This window comes from Enterobacter sp. Ap-1006, from assembly GCF_011752835.1.
Classification (GTDB): Bacteria; Pseudomonadota; Gammaproteobacteria; order Enterobacterales; family Enterobacteriaceae; genus Cedecea.
Map to the genome: position 1 here is coordinate 647,706 of NZ_VWWU01000003.1, position 16,992 is coordinate 664,697.

At 55.0% G+C, this 16,992-nt stretch carries 18 protein-coding genes; 7 read left to right on the forward strand and 11 right to left on the reverse strand.

Going from position 1 to position 16,992, the window contains the following annotated elements; genetic code table 11:
* Window positions 1-166: 166 nt before the first annotated feature.
* The gene (lipA, locus tag F3J28_RS11305) at window positions 167-1,132 is read left to right on the forward strand and encodes a lipoyl synthase (RefSeq protein WP_008456035.1); all 966 of its coding nucleotides are present in this window, start codon (window positions 167-169) and stop codon (window positions 1,130-1,132) included.
* A gap of 85 nt (window positions 1,133-1,217) precedes the next feature.
* Here lipA and tatE read toward each other — a convergent pair whose 3' ends face one another.
* The gene (gene tatE / locus F3J28_RS11310; RefSeq protein WP_008456034.1) at window positions 1,218-1,424 is read right to left on the reverse strand and encodes a twin-arginine translocase subunit TatE; all 207 of its coding nucleotides are present in this window, start codon (window positions 1,422-1,424) and stop codon (window positions 1,218-1,220) included.
* 129 nt (window positions 1,425-1,553) lie between these two features.
* Window positions 1,554-2,342, reverse strand: a complete 789-nt coding sequence (locus F3J28_RS11315) for a deaminated glutathione amidase (RefSeq protein WP_166875867.1) — start codon at window positions 2,340-2,342, stop codon at window positions 1,554-1,556.
* A gap of 103 nt (window positions 2,343-2,445) precedes the next feature.
* Here F3J28_RS11315 and crcB point away from each other — a divergent pair, with 103 nt between their 5' ends.
* On the forward strand, window positions 2,446-2,829 hold the full coding sequence (gene crcB / locus F3J28_RS11320) for a fluoride efflux transporter CrcB (RefSeq protein WP_166875870.1): 384 nt from the start codon (window positions 2,446-2,448) through the stop codon (window positions 2,827-2,829).
* A gap of 215 nt (window positions 2,830-3,044) precedes the next feature.
* Here the strand turns inward: crcB and cspE are convergent, their stop codons facing one another.
* From cspE to F3J28_RS11355, 7 genes are all read right to left on the reverse strand, one after another.
* Window positions 3,045-3,254: a transcription antiterminator/RNA stability regulator CspE gene (gene cspE, locus F3J28_RS11325; protein ID WP_004100146.1), complete on the reverse strand. Its 210-nt coding sequence runs from the start codon at window positions 3,252-3,254 to the stop codon at window positions 3,045-3,047.
* 195 nt (window positions 3,255-3,449) lie between these two features.
* A complete protein-coding gene (gene pagP / locus F3J28_RS11330; protein WP_166875873.1) occupies window positions 3,450-4,019 on the reverse strand; it encodes a lipid IV(A) palmitoyltransferase PagP in 570 nt (189 codons plus the stop codon).
* 197 nt (window positions 4,020-4,216) lie between these two features.
* Window positions 4,217-7,336 (reverse strand): efflux RND transporter permease subunit, encoded by a 3,120-nt coding sequence (locus F3J28_RS11335; protein ID WP_166875876.1) that lies wholly within the window; start codon window positions 7,334-7,336, stop codon window positions 4,217-4,219.
* Window positions 7,333-8,799: an efflux RND transporter periplasmic adaptor subunit gene (locus F3J28_RS11340; RefSeq protein ID WP_166875879.1), complete on the reverse strand. Its 1,467-nt coding sequence runs from the start codon at window positions 8,797-8,799 to the stop codon at window positions 7,333-7,335. The genes F3J28_RS11335 and F3J28_RS11340 overlap by 4 nt, the downstream gene beginning before the upstream one ends.
* Window positions 8,799-10,052 (reverse strand): TolC family protein, encoded by a 1,254-nt coding sequence (locus F3J28_RS11345; RefSeq protein WP_166875882.1) that lies wholly within the window; start codon window positions 10,050-10,052, stop codon window positions 8,799-8,801. Before F3J28_RS11345 ends, F3J28_RS11340 begins: the two co-directional genes overlap by 1 nt.
* An 11-nt stretch (window positions 10,053-10,063) precedes the next feature.
* The gene (locus F3J28_RS11350) at window positions 10,064-10,441 is read right to left on the reverse strand and encodes a copper-binding protein (RefSeq protein ID WP_166875885.1); all 378 of its coding nucleotides are present in this window, start codon (window positions 10,439-10,441) and stop codon (window positions 10,064-10,066) included.
* A 66-nt stretch (window positions 10,442-10,507) separates the two neighbouring features.
* Window positions 10,508-10,861, reverse strand: a complete 354-nt coding sequence (locus F3J28_RS11355; protein WP_286178177.1) for a hypothetical protein — start codon at window positions 10,859-10,861, stop codon at window positions 10,508-10,510.
* Window positions 10,862-11,328: 467 nt separating this feature from the next.
* On the opposite strand from F3J28_RS11355, the gene dcuC reads away from it, so the two are divergent.
* From dcuC to rnk, 5 genes are all read left to right on the forward strand, one after another.
* Entirely contained in the window at window positions 11,329-12,705 is a 1,377-nt protein-coding gene (gene dcuC, locus F3J28_RS11360; RefSeq protein WP_008456010.1) for an anaerobic C4-dicarboxylate transporter DcuC, read from the forward strand.
* Window positions 12,706-12,792: 87 nt separating this feature from the next.
* Window positions 12,793-13,599 carry a ribonuclease I gene (gene rna / locus F3J28_RS11365; protein WP_205247156.1) on the forward strand — a complete coding sequence of 269 codons (807 nt, stop codon included), beginning with the start codon at window positions 12,793-12,795 and terminating at the stop codon, window positions 13,597-13,599.
* A gap of 91 nt (window positions 13,600-13,690) precedes the next feature.
* Window positions 13,691-13,849, forward strand: a complete 159-nt coding sequence (locus tag F3J28_RS11370) for a hypothetical protein (protein ID WP_166875888.1) — start codon at window positions 13,691-13,693, stop codon at window positions 13,847-13,849.
* Between the two features lie 281 nt (window positions 13,850-14,130).
* Window positions 14,131-15,507, forward strand: coding sequence for a GntP family permease (locus F3J28_RS11375; RefSeq protein ID WP_166875892.1), 1,377 nt, complete (start codon window positions 14,131-14,133; stop codon window positions 15,505-15,507).
* A 161-nt stretch (window positions 15,508-15,668) separates the two neighbouring features.
* A complete protein-coding gene (gene rnk / locus F3J28_RS11380; protein WP_166875895.1) occupies window positions 15,669-16,079 on the forward strand; it encodes a nucleoside diphosphate kinase regulator in 411 nt (136 codons plus the stop codon).
* 215 nt (window positions 16,080-16,294) lie between these two features.
* Here the strand turns inward: rnk and F3J28_RS22545 are convergent, their stop codons facing one another.
* Together F3J28_RS22545 and F3J28_RS22550 are read right to left on the reverse strand one after the other, a co-directional pair.
* Entirely contained in the window at window positions 16,295-16,726 is a 432-nt protein-coding gene (locus F3J28_RS22545) for a C40 family peptidase (RefSeq protein WP_502706900.1), read from the reverse strand.
* Window positions 16,711-16,980 (reverse strand): hypothetical protein, encoded by a 270-nt coding sequence (locus F3J28_RS22550; protein WP_353620577.1) that lies wholly within the window; start codon window positions 16,978-16,980, stop codon window positions 16,711-16,713. The genes F3J28_RS22545 and F3J28_RS22550 overlap by 16 nt, the downstream gene beginning before the upstream one ends.
* Window positions 16,981-16,992 lie beyond the last annotated feature (12 nt).

A 16,992-nucleotide genomic window follows, 5' to 3' on the forward strand; every position in this document is an offset into this window, starting at 1 on the left:
AAAACAACAACCCATTTACAATTCTTTCTCCATTTCACGTTGGGGTATACTGATTCTCCCTGGCCGTGATGATATACTTCCGGCCATTAATTCAAAAATAGTTGATAGATCCTAACTTAGCTTGAATTAGCCTGACTTCATTATCCGCAACTGGAACACGCACCCTATGAGCAAACCCATTGTGATGGAACGCGGCGTTAAATACCGCGACGCCGATAAAATGGCTCTGATCCCGGTTAAAAACGTGGCGACAGAGCGCCAGGAGCTGTTGAGAAAACCAGAATGGATGAAAATCAAACTCCCGTCTGACTCAACCCGTATCCAGGGCATTAAAGCGGCGATGCGCAAAAATGGTCTGCACTCCGTTTGCGAAGAAGCCTCCTGCCCTAACCTCGCTGAATGTTTTAACCACGGCACCGCGACCTTCATGATCCTGGGCGCCATTTGTACCCGCCGCTGCCCATTCTGCGACGTCGCACACGGTCGCCCTGTTGCGCCAGATGCTAACGAGCCCGAAAAACTGGCACAGACCATCGCCGATATGGGTCTGCGTTACGTCGTAATTACCTCCGTTGACCGGGACGATCTTCGCGACGGCGGTGCCCAGCACTTTGCCGACTGCATCCGCGCTATTCGCGAAAAGAACCCGACCATCAAAATCGAGACGCTGGTGCCTGACTTCCGTGGGCGTATGGACCGTGCGCTGGATATTCTGACCGCAACGCCGCCGGACGTGTTCAACCACAACCTGGAAAACGTACCGCGCGTCTACCGCAACGTCCGCCCAGGTGCTGACTACAACTGGTCTCTGAAGCTGCTTGAGCGCTTTAAAGAAGCTCATCCGAATATTCCAACCAAGTCCGGCCTGATGGTGGGCCTGGGTGAAACAAACGAAGAGATCATCGAAGTGATGCGCGACCTGCGTCGTCACGGCGTGACCATGCTGACGCTGGGCCAGTATCTCCAGCCAAGTCGTCACCACTTGCCGGTACAGCGTTACGTTAGCCCGGATGAGTTTGAAGAGATGAAAGCCGAAGCGCTGGCAATGGGCTTCACCCACGCCGCCTGTGGCCCGTTTGTTCGCTCCTCTTACCATGCGGACCTGCAGGCAAAAGGGATGGAAGTGAAGTAACATTGGTTACATCTTGTTACTTATAAACTGACATTCATAAAAAAACCGGCCATTCTGAGCCGGTTTTTTATTTTGCCGTCGTCGTTCAGTCTTTATGAACGATGCGTTGCTCTGCAGCGGCTTCAGCTTCGGTATCGGGCTTTTTGCCATTGTCGTCTTCAGCCATCGCTTTCTTAAAGCCTTTGATGGCAGAACCGAGATCGCCGCCCAGCGTGCGCAGCTTCTTGGTACCAAACAGCAATACGATCAGCGCGCCGACAACCAGCAGCTTAGTAATACTAATCTCTCCCATACCTACCTTCTTTTGTGATGCGTGCCGTGGCAACGGCGAATAAAAGACCTGATTGCATTAACGGACATTTGTCCGCGCGACACAATAGCAATCTGTAACAAGGTGAATCAAGATTTGATTAAAAAAACATCATAACATTTGCGGCGGCGCAAACCGCCGGTTACGCAGCACCGGCAGCATTTGCCGGACTTCCATCACTCGCTCTGCCGTAATTTCGGCAAAAATCAGCGCGGCTGATTCTGCTGCTGCCGCAACGGTGACGCCCAGCGGGTCAATGATTCGGCTCTGGCCGATATTTTTATTGCCGCACTCCCCGGAAGCAACCATGTAGCAGGTTGAATCCAGCGCGCGAGCGGCGAGCAGTGTAGCCCAGTGAGCCTCTTTATGCGGGCCTTTTAGCCACGCTGCAGGCAAAACCAGCACTTCTGCTCCGCTAAGCGCCAGGCTCAACGCCATATCAGGAAAACGAAGATCGTAGCAGGTCATCAGCCCGACGTTCATGCCGGCCACCTTAATCAAGGGGGCCAGGCTTGCTCCGGCATCCACCTGCTTAGATTCCTGCACGCTGAAAGCGTCATACAGATGCACCTTCTGGTAGCTCGCCACAATCTCACCGCCACGAATGGCCAGCAAAGTGTTTGCCGCCCGTCCATCACGGGTAGGGACATGCAGCGTTAGCACCGTTGTCATCTCGTTCTTCCGGCTTTCAGCCCGCAGCTGTTGTACATAGCCGTCATCCAGCTTCTGCGCGGACTTGACTGACATATCCGGGTCGGTATCACTCCGGGCTAGCACCGCTTCGGGTAAGACTAACAAATCGGCCTCTTTGGCCGCCGCTTGCGCCATAAGACTGGCACAGGTCGTCGCATTTTCCTGCCAGACTGGCCCCACCACAAACTGCCCGACCGCCACCTTCATATTCGCCTCGCCGTTCAATGGATGAATTACAGCACATTGGGTATAAATCTCCCAACCTGAACGCTACACTTTTCCCATTGTTGATGTTTAATAAGGATTAACCGTGATTCAGATGCTATTCGCCGTCTTTATCGGCGGCGGGATGGGCAGCGTAGCACGCTGGTTTCTTAGTATGAAGTTCAATCCCCTGCATATGGGGATCCCCATCGGGACGCTAATCGCTAACCTGACCGGGGCGTTTATCATCGGCCTTGGGCTGGCGCTGTTCAGCCGCTTCAGCAACGTCGACCCGATGTGGAAGCTGCTGATAACCACCGGTTTCTGCGGCGGCCTGACCACGTTTTCGACGTTTTCTGCGGAAGTGGTTTTGCTGCTGCAGGATGGGCGATTGATGTGGGCCAGCATGAACGTCCTGCTCAACCTGGCCGGCTCGTTTATCATGACCGCGCTCGCATTTTGGCTGGTTTCTCTCTTCGTGACCCAATAAGCCCTGAAGCGTTAATGTTAGCTTAATTTTTCTCTGCCACTATCCCAGCCATATCTTTGGCGGAGCGGGCAATGAAAGAGCAAATAACCGGCTGGGCGAGCGTGCTGATAAGCGTCGTTATCGTTGGGCTGTTTTTGAAAACCTATCTGTTTGCCTAAAATCACAGGCAAAAAAAAACCCGCCTTGGCGGGTTTTTATATTCTACTGGTAATGACTTAGATAGGCATTACGTTTGCAGCAGAAGGGCCTTTGGCACCGTTAGTGATTTCAAACTCAACGCGCTGGCCTTCAGCCAGGGTTTTGAAACCATTGCTCTGGATTGCAGAGAAGTGTACGAACACGTCTTTGCTGCCATCTTCCGGAGTAATGAAGCCGAAGCCTTTGGATTCATTAAACCACTTAACGTTACCTTTAATCTTAGACATCAAAATTACCTTTACATGAAAAAACGACACAAATGCTGTGTCGGGCATCAGTACAACAATTGTGGTGGCTTTTGTCCAGTCCAGAATTGCTAAAAAGTGATAAAAGTCGCTAACTTTTTACTAGCTTGCGCATTACACCTTGTTTTTTAAGGGGTATAAAAACCCTCAGTTTTCACCGGCTTCAGGCCGACAAAATCAGAACTGGAAACGCATCCACGCGAAGTAGACGTTACCGTTGTTATAGGTGCCTGGAATGTAGGTCATCTGGAAGGTTGCCGGGCCGTAGCCAATAGACGCCAGCGGCAGCACAACCGGGATTGGGATGTATTTCCAGTTGTCGCGAGCAGTAACCCCGACGGTGTACCCCAACCCTAAATGGAAATTATCATCGCTCAGCGGGCGCCAGGTTTTCTCCCAACCATAGCCGCCGATTGGCTCCCATTTATTGAAGGAGTCCTTGAACGCCATCAAATAGATACCGTTCCAGTTACCATTTTCATCCCAGCGGGACTGGCCAAAACCTGCACCCCACGGCCGCTCGTTGTAGCGATCCGTTTTTTCTTTGTCATAGGCAAAGCGGGCGTGCCAGGTAATCGCCGGCACGTAAAGATCGTAGTGTTCTGGCTCATTCCAGGTTTTAGAGACCTGGCCCGAGAAAGTTTCCCATGCATTGCTGAAAAAGCCGCCTTCCGCAGCAGCAGAAGCGCTCAACCCAAGCGTGCAAACAAAAATCAAAATTGAGAACAGTTTATTTGCGTAAGTCACGTCTTTATTACCATATTAAAATTCGACAGGTACCTTACTGAATTATATCTCAATGAAGGCTAAATCAGCACATGACTTGTAAAGAAAATTGTCCACTGCCAGTTGTCAATACGCTGAATTCCCAAACAGATGTCAGACAACGTTGAATAAAATTGCAAGCCGGAGCGCATAACTATATCCGCTCCGGCGAACAACACTTATTTCCGTTTTTTAATCAGCATATATACCGCAGGGATAACCAGCATCGACAGCAATGGCGCCGTCACCATCCCCCCAATCATCGGGGCGGCAATACGTCGCATCACTTCCGATCCGGTCCCGTTGCCCCACATAATCGGCAGTAAACCTGCCATAATAGTGGCCACCGTCATCACCTTTGGCCTGACGCGCAGGACAGCCCCCTCGTGAATGGCGCGCCGCAGCGTACCGTCATCCTTTACCTCATCGGCTTTTTGATGCTTAGTCAGTGCCTGGTTTAAATAAAGTACCATGATCACGCCAAATTCAGCGGCAACCCCCGCCAGGGCAATAAAGCCTACGGCTCCGGCCACCGACAGGTTATATCCCAACAGGTAAAGCAGCCACACGCCGCCAATTAGCGAGAACGGTAAAGTCCCCATAATTAATAGCGCATCCTTCACTCGCGAGAAGGTGACATATAACAGTACAAATATGATTAACAAGGTAAAAGGCAGAACAACTTTTAATTTCGCCGTCGCACGTTCCAGGTATTCAAACTGCCCTGACCATGAAAGAGAAACGCCTTCAGGCAATTTCACCTGCGCGGCCACCGCACGCTGCATATCTTCCACGGCGGACTTCAAATCACGGCCACGCAGATCGACATAGATCCAGTTTGAAAGACGCGCATTTTCGCTTTTCAGCATCGGCGGCCCTTCTGTAATCGCAATATTTGCCAGCTCAGAAAGCACTACCTGGCTGCCGTTGGAGGTAATAACCGGTAAATCACGCAGTTTCTGCAGGTTATCGCGCAGTTCACGCGGGTAGCGCACATTTATTGGGAAACGCTCACGCCCTTCGATAGTTTCACCCATGTTTTCCCCCCCGATAACCGTGGCAACGAGCGACTGCAGTTCTTTAACCGAAACGCCATAGCGCGCCGCTTTACGCCTGTCGATGTCAATGTCCACATAGCGCCCGCCGCCCAGGCGCTCAGCCAACGCGGACGTCACACCCGGCACCTGCTTGACCGCATGTTCAATCTGCTCGGCGACCGACTCAATGGCGGCAATATTATTGCCGTTCACCTTTATCCCTACCGGACTTTTAATCCCGGTGGCCAGCATGTCCAGTCGGTTACGAATAGGCGGTACCCACACGTTGGCAATGCCCGGCACCTTCACCACGCTGTCCAGCTCATTCACCAGCTTGTCCATCGTCATTCCCGGCCGCCACTGGTCGCCTGGCTTAAAGCGAATGGTGGTTTCAATCATTGTTAGCGGCGCAGGGTCGGTGGCCGTTTCAGCGCGTCCCGCTTTGCCAAAAACGGTTTCAACTTCCGGCACCGTTTTGATCAGGCGATCGGTCTGCTGTAGCAATCGTCCTGCCTCACGCGCCGAAATACCTGGCAACGTGGAAGGCATATACAGTAAATCCCCCTCATCCAGCGGCGGCATAAATTCGCTGCCCAGTTTGCTCAGCGGCCAAAGCGTGGCGACCAGCAACACACCGGCTACAGCAAGCGTGGTTTTCGGCCTGTCGAGCACCTTTTCCAGTACAGGCTCGTAGGCCGCAATCAGCCAGCGGTTAATCGGGTTGGCCTTTTCATCGGGGATCTTGCCGCGAATAAACCAGCCCATCAGCACCGGCACCAGCGTAATCCCCAGCCCCGCGGCCACCGCCATAGAATAAGTCTTGGTGAAGGCCAGCGGCGAAAACATCCTTCCCTCCTGCGCTTCAAGAGAGAACACCGGGATAAACGACAGGGTAATAATCAGCAGGCTGCAAAATAATGCCGGCCCCACTTCTACCGCAGCCTGCTGGGAAATTTGCCAGTAATCTTCGCCGCGCGGCTGCTCTCCCGGATGATCGTGCCGCCACTGCTCAAGCACTTTGTGCATGTTTTCAATCATCACTATCGCCGCGTCGACCATCGCGCCAATGGCAATTGCTATCCCGCCCAGCGACATGATATTGGCGTTCACGCCCTGGTAATGCATGACGATAAACGCCCCTAAAATCCCCAGCGGCAAAGTAATAATTGCCACCAGCGCAGAGCGGAAGTGGAACAGGAACAGCGAACAAATAATGGCGACCACGATAAACTCTTCCAGCAGCTTGTGGGAGAGCGTTTCAATCGCGCTTTCAATAAGGTGCGAGCGGTCGTACACCGGCACAATTTCAACGCCGGCGGGCAAACTCTTCTGCAGCTGAGCCAGCTTTGCTTTTACCGCATTAATCGTTTCAAGGGCGTTTTTGCCGTAGCGCATCACGATAATGCCACCCGCGACTTCGCCTTCACCGTTAAACTCCGCCACGCCCCGACGAATTTCAGGCCCAAGCCTCACGGAAGCGACATCGGAAAGCAGCACCGGCACGCCGTCCCGGCTGGTGATAACAACCTGCTTGAAGTCATCCAGATTTTTGAGATAGCCAGAGGTCCGCACCATATACTCGGCTTCGCCCATCTCGATCACCGAACCACCGCCTTCCTGGTTGGCGCTTTTCACCGCGTTAATGACCTGCTCATGGGTAACATTCAGCGCCTTCATGCGCTCCGGATCGAGCACAATCTGGTACTGACGCACCATGCCGCCGACGCTTGCCACCTCAGAGACGTTGGGCACGGTTTTCAACTCAAACTTCAGCGTCCAGTCCTGAAGAGCTCGCAGATCCGCCAGGCTGTGCTTGCCGGTTCTGTCCACCAACGCATATTCGTATACCCAGCCAACCCCGGTAGCGTCTGGCCCCAGCGAGGCTTTAGCCTCCGGCGGCAGCTGAGACTGCACCTGGCTCAGGTATTCAAGTACCCTGGAACGGGCCCAGTAAGGATCGGTCCCATCATCGAACAGAATGTAGACATAAGAATCGCCAAACATGGAGAAGCCACGCACCGTTTTGGCTCCCGGAACTGACAGCATGGTATTGGTTAGCGGATAGGTGACCTGATCCTCCACGATTTGCGGTGCTTTACCCGGATAGCTGACCCGCACAATCACCTGCACGTCGGAGAGATCCGGCAGCGCATCCAGCGGCGCTCTCTGCAGCGACCAAAGCCCCCATGCCGCCATAATGATGGCGGCCAGCACCACCAGCAGGCGATTTTTAAGCGACCAGCGAATAACGGCGGCAATCATTTGTGCGCCCCCGCCATCGGCATCAGGTGAGTAATAACGGCCCCTTTTTCATCGTCCATTGTAAAGCTGAACATGACTGCATCACCCGATTTCAGGCTGGTCGGCGATGTCAGCGCAAAAGGCATCACCATAGCGCCCCAGTTCAGCGCGGGGATAGGATGATGGGCAATAGTAATAGCGTCCGCACTCACCGCTTTGACCACGCCTTCGCCGTCGTAGGTTTTTGCTGCAGGCGGCGCTTTTGGCTGAGCGTCTGTTTCAGGCAACGCGCTGCGCAGGCTCGCCTCTGAGTCGATAAGGAACTGGCCGGAAGTGACCACTTTCTCGCCCTCATTCAGCCCGGAACGAATCTCCACCCAGCCCTTGTCGCTGATGCCCGGCACCACGTTCACCGGGCGGAAATGGCCGCCGTCTTCGGCAACCAGCACGCGGCTTTGGCTTCCGGTTTCAATCAGCGACTCCTCCGGCACGGCCAGAACCGCGGCGCGGGGCTGCTGATTTGTCAGATGCACACTGAGGTACATGCCGGGCTTGAGCTTCATTTGCGGATTATCCAGCACAATGCGCGCCTTCAGCGTGCGGGTGGTGGTTTCGAGGTTCGGCAGCAGTTCGCTTACTCGCCCGTGGAATACCTCTCCAGGCCAGCTGTCGGCGGTCGCCACAATCTCGCTTCCCGGCTGCAATGCCTGAGCCTGAGACTGCGGGTAATCCACCACAATCCAGACGGAATCAAGGCTTGCCACTTCGAACAGCGGGGCATTCGCGGTCACCTGCTGCCCTTCCCGCGCCTCCAGTTTATTTACATACCCGGCAAGCTTTGCGCGAACGGTAACGCGGGTTTGCGGCTTGCCGCTGCGCTCAACCTGGCGAATCACTTCCGTGGGCATAAACTGCAGCTGCAGCCGCTCTCTGGCCGCAGCGGTTAAAGCGCTGTCTCCCAGCTTGCGCACCGCCAGAAACTCCTGCTGTGCGGCGGTCCATTCCGGGAACCACAGCTGCGCCAACGGTTCCCCGGCTTTCACGTACTGCTGAGGGGCTTTGACATACAGCGTTTCCACAATGCCGTTAGCGCTGGCCGGGATGATTTGCACGCTGCGTTCGTCCAGCGTTACGGTGGCAAAAGCGGCGAACGGCACGCTCAGAGCCTTGCGCTCAACGGCGGCAGTCTTGATGCCCAGGTTTTGCTGCTGGCGGTTGCTGACCGTCACGCCGCCATCGTTGGCCACTTCATCGGCATAGCGCGGGACCAGCGCCATATCCATAAACGGCGATTTCCCCGGCTTGTCGAACCGCTGACCGGGCACCATAGGATCGTACCAATAAAGCACTTTGCGGCCGCTTTCTTGCTGGGGTTGAGCTTCGGCATGTTGGTAAGAGGTTTGCTGCTTTCCGGCGTAATATACTGCAGCCAGCGCGGCAATAACCGCCACCGCCAGCAGGGAAAAAGTGAGTGATTTTTTCATTAGTTAACATCCTGAGGCGTAAGGTAGCGGATCGCCGCCCAGTTGGTGGCCACGGCTTTTTCCGCACTGCTGGCGGTCAGCTCGGTGTCCAGAAGATCCCGGCGAGCGGCCAGTAGCTCAGTCAGAGAGGATTGTCCGGCTCGGTACTGCGACTCCAGCAGAGACAGACGCTGGCGCTGAAGCGGTAAAGCCTGATCCTGCTGCCGCTGCCAGACGCTTTGCGCAGCCTGGTAATTCGCCACCAGCGAGTGAACCAGCGCAATACGCTCCCGACGAGCCAGCGCCAGCTGATCGTTCGCTTCCATCGCCCGGGAAACGTCGGCGGAGTAATCTTTATCCTGCCGCTGAGGCTTAAACAGAGGCAGATCGACGGTGAACATCACGCCCGCCATATCGTCATAACCTTCAGCGCGGCGTCCGTAATACACCTCAATCCCAACATCAGGTTTAGCGGCTACGGCGGACTGGGCTGATTTCGCACGAGCAACGTCGGCTTCACGGGCGGCTTCAATCACCTCCGGGTGCTGCATCACGCCTTCTTCAAGCACTGCCGGATCGGCCGGTAACCGCTGGTAGCGGGGCAATGTCCCCACCACGCTATCGACCGTCTGCCCGGTCAGTTGCAGAAGCCGGGTCTGCGCCAGGGTGACATCCCGCTCGGCAAGCGTGACTTTGTCCTGCATGGAGAGCAGCGTCATACGAATATCTACCACGCCGGAAGCGGGCGAGCTGCCGCTGGCCACGGTGGCTTTCTGGACGCCAATCTGCTGCTCGGTTTCGCTCACCAGCTTACGGGCAGCCGTCAGCACTCGCTCAGACAAGGCAAGATCCAGCCACGCCTGCGCGGTATCGCGCTGAAGGCTGGCGCGAATCACCTCCGCTTTGGCCTGGCTGCTGGCCGACTGCGCCAGAATAGTGTCCGCTTTACGGTCGCGTTTATCTTCGCTGACGTAGTCCTGCATGATACCGATGCGCTGCATGGTCATGCCGTCACGGCTAAAGCGATGGTTATTACTCCCCCCCACCGGCACGTTTTCGATGCCAAACTTCAGCTTTGGATCGGGCAATTGCCGGGCAGAGTCAGCCATGGCGTTCAGCGCGTCGCTCTGATTACGGTTGGCGGACAGCGCCGCAGAATAGTGCTCGGCGGCCAGCAGAGTCTGTTGCAGGCTGAGCTCCGCCGCCTGAGCGGAGGAGACAGACGTAGCCAACAGCACTCCACCAAGCCAGAGGCTCAGGGTGTGTTGTTTCATAGCAACCTCGGTTAGTTAAGCGGGGTTGCGGAAGCCAGCTGATACCCGGCCGCATGCTGGGTGAAAGAGAAGGCAATCTTCTCCCCCACTTTAAACGCCGGCAGCGAACCGTTTTTCGGCAAAGCGAACGTCATCGTCATGGCTGGCCAGCCAAGCTCGGCGACGGGATGATGGGCAATAGACACGCTATCGGCAGTGATGGTCTTCACCACGCCTTCGGTTTTGTAGACTCTGGTCGCCGAAGTCGCATCAGAAGACATCGTCATGCCAGGCATGTCAGACATCCCCTTCATAGAGGACATATCGTGGGAAGTTTCAGCGGAAAAAGCAGGGAAAGCGGCAACAACAAGCAGCGCACCGGCCGCAGCAGAACGAATAGCATTAAACATGATTAATCTCCAAAACACAGTCAAAAAGGGAATGGGCAAAGCCCCAAAACATTGACGGTGCTGGAGTTATTCTCTAAAGCGGCAAAAACGAATGGTTGCCGGAGGTCCTGTTGCGGGAGGGGTAACATAAGGAGCGGATTCAACGACCGTTGAACACTGAGGCTCAACCAGCGCAAGGGTATCTGCAACCGGTAACGCCACCAGCGAGCTGTGCCCGTTGTCTTTTTGCATTACGTCAGGCACGCAGTGTTTTTCACACAGCGGGTTACTGAGTTTCGCCTGCATCGCCTTGTCAGGCATCAGCATGGTGTCGGAATGCGGGGCTGCCATGGGGCCAGCGGTCATATCAACCGGGCAATCGTAGGACGCTATCGCCACCTGACTGTTGACAAAAAACCAGCCCAACGCCAACAGCAGCATCAAAAGATGCTTCCTGATAAAGCGCCAGCGGCTTGTCGACCAGAGGGAGGTGTGCAGCATAAAAACCCCGACATAAAAGAGATCGGCAGTATAGGCGGCAGCCTGTCGCGTTTTAAAGTTTTTTTTAACTGCTTTACGTAAAAGCCCCTCGTTAACAATCAGGCAAAATAATCATTGTTTTTACATAACCGATCGTCGGTTATACCGCCAAAACTCGCACAATTTTTATGCCTTACTTTTTATCGACCACGTCGATAAATGTAATGCAGCCAACAAAAGCTTTGCCTAAAGTTGATCCGTTGCAACGAAAGTTGATGCTTATCAGAAACTCCAAACGGGTTCTGAGGCAAATTCTTAGCCCTTTACAGTCGCCTGTAAAAAATCACTATTTTAATTTCTGAGAGAAAACCACTTTTAGCCGCAAGCGTAAGGACGCCGAAGAGCGCCTTAGCGTATCAGGGGATATTATGCTTACCATTCTGGAACTTATTATCGGGGTCGTGGTGATTGTGGGCGTTGCCCGCTACATCATCAAAGGCTATTCCGCCACCGGCGTGCTGTTCGTCGGCGGGTTATTGTTACTTATCGTCAGCGCGTTGATGGGGCATAAAGTGTTGCCCGCCAGCGCGGAAAGCACCGGCTACACCGCCACGGACATCTTTGAATACGTCAAAATCCTGCTGATGAGCCGCGGCGGCGATCTTGGCATGATGATCATGATGCTCTGCGGGTTTGCCGCCTACATGACCCATATCGGCGCCAACGATGTGGTGGTCAAACTGGCCTCTAAGCCGCTGAAATTCATCAACTCGCCTTACTTACTGATGATTGCCGCCTACTTCGTCGCCTGCCTGATGTCGCTGGCGGTCTCTTCCGCAACCGGGCTTGGGGTGCTGTTAATGGCTACGCTGTTCCCGGTCATGGTCAATGTCGGTATCAGCCGCGGAGCCGCCGCAGCCATTTGCGCTTCCCCGGCGGCGATTATTCTGGCTCCAACGTCCGGAGACGTGGTGCTGGCCGCTCAGGCTTCTGAAATGTCGCTGGTCGACTTTGCCTTTAAAACGACCATTCCTATCTCCATCGCCGCCATCATCAGCATGGCAATCGCGCATTTCTTCTGGCAGCGCTATCTCGACAAGAAAGAGCACATCAACCACGAAATGCTGGACGTGAGTGAAATTCAGACTTCCGCACCCGCTTTCTACGCCATCCTGCCGTTTACGCCGATTGTCGGGGTACTGATTTTCGACGGCAAATGGGGCCCGCAGCTGCATATCATTACTATCCTGGTGATATGTATTCTGATCGCCGCGCTGATTGAGTTTTTCCGCAGCTTCAATACGCAGCACGTCTTCTCAGGGATGGAAGTTTGCTATCGCGGCATGGCGGACGCTTTTGCCAACGTGGTGATGCTGCTGGTTGCCGCCGGCGTCTTTGCCCAGGGCTTAAGCACCATCGGCTTTATTCAGAGCCTGATCTCCATTGCCACCTCATTCGGTTCCGCAAGCATTATTCTGATGCTGGTGCTGGTCGTGCTGACCATGCTGGCGGCCATGACCACCGGCTCCGGTAACGCACCGTTCTATGCCTTCGTCGAAATGATCCCGAAACTGGCTCACTCTTCAGGGATTAACCCGGCATACCTGACCATTCCGATGCTGCAGGCTTCCAACCTGGGCCGCACCATTTCTCCGGTTTCCGGCGTGGTAGTGGCCGTTGCCGGGATGGCAAAAATCTCACCTTTCGAAGTGGTGAAGCGTACGTCTGTGCCGGTCGCCGTCGGTCTTATTGTGGTGATTATCGCCACGGAGATTCTGGTTCCTGCTGCAGCGATCGTTCACTAACCCGCAGTCATCATCGTTTCAAGCGCCTGCATCAGGCGCTTTTTTTATGCCTATAATAAGCCCGCCTCCAGGACAGATAAGAGAATAATGATGAATTTCACACCGCGACATTTACTGCTTTGCACGCCGCTTTTACTTAGTCCACTTGCGTTTGCCGACGCCCTGCAGCCCAGCCAGTACGGGGATTTTGATCGCTACGTGCTGGCGCTCTCCTGGCAAACCGGCTTCTGTCAGAGCATGCACGACCGCAATCGCAACGAACCCGCGGAGTGTAAAGCCCAGCAGGAACAGGCGGATAAAAGTGCCTTCCTGACCGTTCACGGCCTCTGGCCCGGTCTGCCAAAATCTGTCGCGTCACGCGGCGTCGATGAAAAACGCTGGATGCGCTACGGCTGCGCCACTCGCCCGGTGCCGAATATGGCCGAAGCCAGGGCTTCAAACAAATGCGCCGCGCCGGATACCGGGCTTTCCGTTGAAATGGCCTCAAAGCTGGCGGGCGTGATGCCCGGCGCCGGGGGGCAATCCTGCCTCGAGCGCTACGAATACGCCAAGCACGGCGTTTGCTTTGGCTTTAACCCCGACGATTACTTCGGCACGATGGTGCGCCTGAATGGAGAAGTGAAACACAGCGCTTTTGGCCAGTTCCTGGCTCAGAACTATGGCCAGGTGGTGACGCGTAAGGCGTTTAACCAAGCCGTGAAGCAAACCTGGGGCAGCGATGCAGTGGATGCCATCAAGCTAACCTGTGACGGTAATCCCGCCTACCTCACGGAAATGCAGATCTCCCTGCTGGCAGACAAGATTAACCAACCGCTGCAAACCGCTTCATTCGCCCCACAGAAACACCCCGGCAACTGCGGGAAGAGCTTCCGCCTGGACGCAGTTGGCTACTGACGGGATAAACACTGAAGTCAAAAATTAATCGTGTCACTATTTGTTCCGGTTTTTTGGTTATAGCCTTCAGGTAACGAACCTGGAGGTGACCATGAACAGAACAAAACGGTATTTACTGCAGCTGAGGGCGCAGTTCGAGCGTGAAGGCAGCCAGCAAAAGCTGCTGGGGTTTATCTGGCTCTCGCCGCAGCAGCGCTATGAAATCCTCAAAGAGCTCATGTTGCCGATAGCGGAACATCATTCTCGTTAAAAACAGTCGGGCCCCGTGCAGCACGGTGGCCCGCGCCTTCTTTCGTTTACTGGCGATAAAAGTCTGGCGCGTGTCAGATTTTTCCCAGCCAAACAATTCCCCCGCTCACCTTTCGCACTGATTATTTTGATTGTTTGAACTTCGTCCCAGAATGTTAACAAACATTACAGAGTTCATTTACAGGTAACCGGATGTTACCGATATCATGTTACCGGTATCAGCATCACCCAATAACACGCTTTTGGTGCATTCATCTGAGAATTTGCCACTGGGGAAATAAAATGACCGAAATAACAACAAGTTTAGGCGCAGGAAGCCTGCTGGGTATTGCCGCCTGTTCCGTCGTGCTCCTGCTCGTATTGATCATGCGCTTTCGCGTACATGCCTTCCTGGCGCTGACCCTGGTCAGCGTCATTGTGGCACTCGTCACAGGCGTGCCGTTCGATAAAATTGTACCCACGATCCTGGGCGGCTTTGGCAGCACCCTGGCAGGCGTCGCTTTATTAGTTGGACTCGGCGCCATGATTGGCCGCCTGTTGGAAATTTCCGGCGGCGCAAAAGTGCTGGCGGACACCCTGGTTGGGACCTTTGGCGCTCACCGGGCACCTTTTGCCCTTGGCGTCGCGTCACTGCTTTTTGGCTTCCCGATCTTCTTTGACGCGGGTCTGGTGGTGATGCTGCCGATCATCTTCAGCGTCGCCAAGCAATTCGGCGGCTCAACGCTGAAATATGCGCTCCCGGCGGCCGGTGCTTTTGCGGTGATGCACGCGCTTCTGCCGCCGCATCCAGGCCCGGTGGCCGCCAGCGAACTGCTGGGGGCGAACATCGGCCTGCTGGTTGTGGTAGGGCTGATTATCGCCATCCCGACCTGGTATATCGGGGCCTATCTCTTCGGGCTGTACGCCGGGAAGAAATTCGATATTCCTCTGCCGACTTCTTTCCTCGGTAAAGTCGAAGTGGACCAGAATCACCAGCCGCCGTCATTCGGCATGGTCATGACAATTTTACTGATGCCGCTGGTGCTGATCTTCCTCGATACCGGCCTCAACACCGCCACTGTGCTCGGCTGGGTCAGCGCCGACAATACGCTGGTGAACTTCTTGCGCATGCTGGGCAAAACGCCTATTGCGCTGCTGATTACCGTCTTTTTTGCCCTGATGGTCTTCAGCGGCAAACATAGCCGCCAGCATCTTGAAAAGGTATGTGACGGCGCACTCGGCCCGATTTGCGGCATTATCCTGGTGACCGGAGCGGGCGGTATGTTCGGCGGCGTGCTACGCGCAAGCGGCATTGGTGACGCGCTGGCTGGCGTACTCTCAGACACCGGCATGCCGGTTATCGTTGCCGCCTTTGTTATCTCGACCGCGCTTCGCGTTGCTCAAGGGTCAGCCACCGTTGCCCTGACCACTACCGCCGCGCTGGTCTCACCGATGGTCGAAGCCACCACGGGCCTGAGCCAGTTTGACCTGTGCTTTATCGTTATCGCGATTGCCGGTGGCGCTACCGTCCTGTCTCACGTGAATGACTCCGGCTTCTGGCTGGTGGGTCGTTTCCTGGAAATGGATGAGAAAACGACGCTGAAAACTTGGACCGTGATGGAAACGCTGATCGGCACCATCGCCTTCCTGCTGGCGGCGCTGGGAAGCGTGATTCTGTAAGGGAATCGGGGGAAGTCAAAATGTGACTGATCTCGCTTTCAACTCCGGGCTAAGCTCAGTATCATCGTTCCTACATGAACAACCCTCGCCGGTTTCGGTGGGGGTTTTTCTTTGTACGATTTCAGCACATGAGTGCCCTGCTTTTTTACACGGAGAGAACTATGTCCAGACCTGCCATCATCATTAACGAACTAGACGCCGAACGCCTTGACCGCCTGCTGGAACAGCCGCAGTACGCCAAAGCCCCGGTGGCAGAGGCGCTCAACGCCGAACTGGATCGCGCCCAGATGTGCAGCCCGGAGAAGATGCCGTCGGATGTGGTGTCCATGAACAGCCGCGTAGAGTTTCGCGATTTAAGCACTCAGGAAGTCCACGTACGCACGCTGGTTTACCCGGCAAACCTGACCGACAGCGATAACCAGCTTTCTGTTATGGCTCCGGTCGGTGCTGCCCTGCTCGGCCTGAGGGTTGGCGATAGTATCAACTGGGCGTTGCCAAACGGCAGCCAGACTCACCTTGAAGTGCTGGCTTTGCACTACCAGCCTGAATCTGCGGGTGAATTTCACCGCTAATTCAATTCGCAGCTGCGGCCTCTCTATCGGGAGGGACGGCTTCTTACCCTCACCCTGACCCTCTCCCTAAAAGGGAGAGGGGAAAGATTGCGTCCTGTCCCACCCTGTTATTTTCCTCTCCCGGGAAGGAAGAAAGAGGGAAAAGATTGCGTCCTGTCCCACCCTCTTATTTTCCCCCTCTCCCTCTGGGAGAGGGCCGGGGTGAGGGGCTGACCTCACAGAATCGCCTCCTCAGTCAAAATACGCTTCGCCCCCAGGTAATGATCCTGCCAGTAATTGTCTGCCAGTTGGCTGATGCGAATATTCAGCCCGGTTCTGGGTGCCTCGATAAACTGCCCTTCTCCTAAATAAACCCCGACGTGATCGGCGCGATCCTGGCTTTTGATACTGAAAAACACCAGATCGCCACGCTGAAGCTGGCGCTGACTTATTCGCTTTAATCGCCGATCCTGAAACATACCGTTGGCGGTACGCGGCAGCTTTTGGCTAAGCAGCTTGTTATAGGCGTAATAGATTAGCCCGCTGCAGTCGAAGCCCTGCTCGGGCGTCTGTCCACCCCAGACATAGGGTTTGCCCAACTGTTGCCTGAGCCGCGCTATCACTTTGTGGAGAGTGGCTTCCACACGCGGGCTTACCATCTCAGCCATAAGCGCTTCGGTCGCCAACGGCCACAGACCTTCTGAGCCCCCATCAGCCCAGGACGCCAGCGAGTGTGCAGGGCGAGCTGCTCACGGTTCAGGGCACGAGCGACCAGTTTTTCAGCAGCCTGACGCTTTTTCTGTTCGGGCGCAGGCGGGACAACTGCAAGGCGCTTTTTGGCACTGGTAAGCAGCCTTGCACGCTTTTTCATCCGTTCACGGGCTTCTTTACTCTGCGGCTGAGCGATCTGTGTGCGCTTCACGCTTGCTTTAGA